The sequence below is a fragment of the Mesorhizobium sp. M1A.F.Ca.ET.072.01.1.1 genome (assembly GCF_004023325.1).
In the GTDB taxonomy this organism is placed as follows: Bacteria; Pseudomonadota; Alphaproteobacteria; order Rhizobiales; family Rhizobiaceae; genus Mesorhizobium.
On the sequence record NZ_RZSF01000472.1, the window covers coordinates 1 to 3,849 of the forward strand.

The following is a 3,849-nucleotide window of genomic DNA, read 5'->3' on the forward strand; positions in this document are numbered from 1 at the left end:
GTTCAGGGGCTGAACCGCGTCTGGACCGGCATGCTCGCCGGCTCGCTCGACAGGCTCTATCTCACCACCGGCCTCGACTTCACCACCGCACGGGTGAGCGATCTCTATCTCAACGCCGTTCCGATAGAACTCGACTTTAACGGATCGGGACTCAGCTTGGGCTTCGATCCCGATCGCCACGTCCCCGTACTACACGTCCATCTGCGCCAGGATCACGACGCGGCGCTGCCGCTCACGCTGATGCGATTCGAATTTCTGATGCGCGTGGCGCACGGCGCCCTGCCCTCGAGCTTCTCGAAAGAATGCTATGAGGATATCATCTCCTTCAAGACCCGCGTCCTTTCCGACTTCTACCGGATCAACGAGGGTCGTTCGGTGCCGTTGTCGATCCTGAGTACAGGCGCAGATGGTGCGCTCGCGACGCGGCAGCTTGGGATCCGGCTATGAATTTGCTGGCGCAAAGCAATCGGGCCGAAGTTGCTACTGCATCGGGCGCTCCTGGACAAAGTACCGTTTGGGTGGAGGAAGCCCTGTTCGGCCATCGCTTGTGGCCCCGCCAGACGCCTTGGCTGCTGTTCCTCGAATTTTTGAACGTGGCGGAGGCCTTTCATCGCATGGATGCCGACGCCGCCTTTTCGCCGCGCGCGCCCGACACGCTCCACCCCTACAAGATGCGCTTCCGCTTGGGCTTGCGCGCCATCCTATTCAGCAATGACGAAATGGAGCGGATCGCAGCGGCATCCGACGACAGCGAGAGCCAGTGGCGCGAATGGCTCGAAACGATGCAGGGCCTGAGCGCGGGTACCGACTTCGGCTACCTGCGCGACCGCTTCAGCAGCTTTCGCGATTTCGCCGAACTGGTGGGTCTAGTGCGTCAGACCACACTCGAGAACGAATCGAACCGCCGCAGTTCGTCGCGCTTCATCTTCCCGTTCGGCGTGGACGCGCTCTTCAGTGACGCCACATACAATGAGAAGACCGGCGCGATCACCGCCGACTTCAATAATTTTGGCCGCACCGGCGAAATCCTTTACATGATGGCGAGCCGCGCCGAGCGCGGCGCCGAGCTCCGCGCGCCGTTCGCGGCGCTGTTCGATATCCAGCAGCCCAAGAACCGGCTGATCGCGCGGCTTTCCGCACCGGGCGACGATGATCCCAACCGTGACCAGAAAGGCGAGACCTATCTCCCCTACCGGCAACATCCCGCGTTCAATCGGTTGGCGGAGGACTGGCTCGCGATCTTCGCGCTCGGCCTTCCCGCGCAGGACGCATTTGCGCATCTCGTCCCGATTGGGGCGTTCCATGTGGTCCTTTATCAGCTCGAGACCGCGGCGGCGCTGGCGGGCCGTGCCGTGCGGCCGCCGCTGGTATGCGAACTCATCGCGCTGAAGCGCGAATTCGTGCGCCAGCGCTCGATCGTCTCCTACCAGGACAATGACAGCCTGACACTGCGCGCGCTCGACGGGGCGATCGACAGGTTTGAGAAGGAACCGGAATGGATGGCGCTGCTGAGCGACGAGGTCTCCGATCAGGAACGTGCCGATCGCGCCGCGGACCTGATCGAAGCACGCTTCCATTATCGCGAGAAGGCCGGCCGCGGCACCGCGCCGCACGACCTCATCGCCAATCTGCGCCGCGAAGTGGAAGAAAAGCACGAGGTGGGCGCCGGCCGGGTCCACAGCAGCTATGCGCGGCAGATCGGTCTTGCCTCGTCGCGCGGTACCAATCGCACACGCTACGCGCCCAATGATTCGCTGCTCAAGACGCTCGTCATTACCCGCGTTGCTCAGCGCCTCGAATTCAAACGTTTTCTCGCGGACCTCCACGAACATTATGGCCTCGTATTCGGTGAGACCGAAGCACGCGCCGCGCTAGACCCGGTAGAATTCGACGCCGCGGCGTTCGAACGCAACCGTGCTCGGCTTGAGGCGCGGCTCGCCAGTATGGGGCTGTTGCAGCGGCTGTCGGACGGCTGCGCCTATGTCGTAAATCCCTTCTCGGTGGAGCGCTGACGTGATCGATGGTCTGACCCTCATCGGCCGCGTGGGTCGCGACATCATCCGCACAGGAATCGATCGCGCGCTGCAGGATCGCGGCACCGCGCGCTACGTTCTCTACGGCATCGAGCCCGGCGCGATGGCGGCGATCGTCCTTGCCATCCAGGAGGACAAGGGCCTTTGCCAGCGGCTCGACATTTGTCTCCCGGCTTATGCCTTTGCCGATATCAAGGGCATCGCGCCCGAGCATCTCACCGAGATTAACACCACCGATCTGCGCCACGCCGAATGCGACAAGGAAGCGCGGCTGCTCGCGCTGCTTGATGAATCGCAGGCACAGTCTCTTTCGCAGGTGGAGCCAATCGATGCGGGTGCCCTGCTTTCGCTCGATCATCTCGACCTCTGGTTTGGCCATAGCGGCGCAGCCGCCGAGATTCTCGACGACGATCGCGCGATACAATGGCGTGCCGCAATTAAAGCGCTGGTGGAGCTCGACCGCGTATCGATGCGCCAGCTGGCTGACTATCTCGTGGCCGTGGCGGCCAATCTCCGCGCCGGCACCCCCTTGCCTGCAGCGCTCGGTACCGCGCTCCCCAAATTGCATCTTCCACGCTTCGACCAACTGTTCGACGATATTTCGCCGGCGCGACGCGGCCATTATTCGCAGTGGCGCGCGCGCTTCGTCGCGCATTGGAAGCGCGATTGCTACCTTTACAAGCGCGACCAAAGCCAGACCCCTTTTTCCACCACGCGGCTGCGCGAGAAGCTCGACGGCATGGCCTCGATCCTGCCCGGCGACGTCTATGCTGTGCTCGCCGCCTATATCGATGCGCCGCCGGGCATTGGTCCTGCGTCCTTCGCTCCATTCGAGCTCGACTGGCCCGAGGTCCGGCCGTTCTTCGAGGAAGCGCAGCGTGCCGACGCCAAGTCGATCGGCACCGAGACCCGTGCCTTCTACAAGCTCGCGCGTGAAGATCGGCTAACCCAAAACGAGTGGCGTTATCTTGACGAGCTCGCCGATGAGCGCGGACGGAACCCCAGCAAGGATGAGCGCGACGAGGACTTCTACAGCGACCACATTGTCGAGATCCGTCAGGAGCCGAGGCTCGCAGCCTTGTGGGACCGCTTCATTTTTGGCCCTGAAGTCCCCTGCACTGACATTATCGAGGGGCTGCTCCAATGCGTGCGCCGACTCTATCGCCCGGCCGCCCCCGGCCGGCAGACGCTCGTTGTTGAAGCGGTGGAGGACGAGAAGCGAGCCTTTCTTTCGCTCAATGAGGATGTCTGTGCGATGTTCGCCGCGCGCTATCGCGGGCTCGAAGCTGCGCTCGAAGGCTTGGTGAGCTTTAAGCGCGTGCTCGCGTTTCGCCATGACAGTTTCGCCGAGGAGATCGCCGGCCGACGGCGTGGCGCGCAGAGCACCGCGCGCAAGGCCCGGCAGCTGCGTTTCAAAGTGCGCGTGGAGGAAGAAGGCAGCAGCGGCGCCTCAGTCCGGCTGGTATGGGAAGGATCGCTCGACGCAGTGGGTGTCGGCCTTGCGAGCGACCTCGAGCGCCTACAGGACAACAGGGCGCGCACGGCGCTCGTGCGGTGCTCGGCCGGCTATCGCCATCGCGCCCGCGCCAGCCAAGTCGGGATCAATCTGCGCGACCTCTCGGGGCTTGACCCGGCTGCCCAACGCAATCGCGGGTCGTTCGTGCCGGCGAGTTCGCGCTGTGAATCGCTTGCGCTGAACTGGCGCCGGGCGCTCGGCGAGCGCGCCTTCATAGGCTTTTTCAAAGGCGTCGAACGCGCTGGCGAGCTGGTCGGCGGCGTCCATCTCGAGCACACCGGCTTTGCGCGCCTCGCCGAC

General features: G+C 63.7%; 3 protein-coding genes. All 3 read left to right on the forward strand.

The window, feature by feature from the left end; translation table 11 throughout:
* Window positions 1–447: hypothetical protein (locus EOA32_RS39000; protein ID WP_210214877.1), on the forward strand; the 447-nt coding region annotated here is incomplete at its 5' end.
* Complete coding sequence (locus EOA32_RS34455; RefSeq protein ID WP_128374081.1) at window positions 444–2,012, forward strand: hypothetical protein; 1,569 nt, start codon at window positions 444–446, stop codon at window positions 2,010–2,012. The genes EOA32_RS39000 and EOA32_RS34455, both read left to right, overlap by 4 nt.
* A gap of 1 nt (window position 2,013) precedes the next feature.
* On the forward strand, window positions 2,014–3,849 hold a 1,836-nt coding region (locus tag EOA32_RS34460), incomplete at its 3' end, for a hypothetical protein (RefSeq protein WP_145971455.1).

Bases quoted from the DNA above. Each gene is read 5' to 3' on its own strand.
- EOA32_RS34455 (WP_128374081.1), top strand. From the start codon at position 444: ATGAATTTGCTGGCGCAAAGCAATCGGGCCGAAGTTGCTACTGCATCG.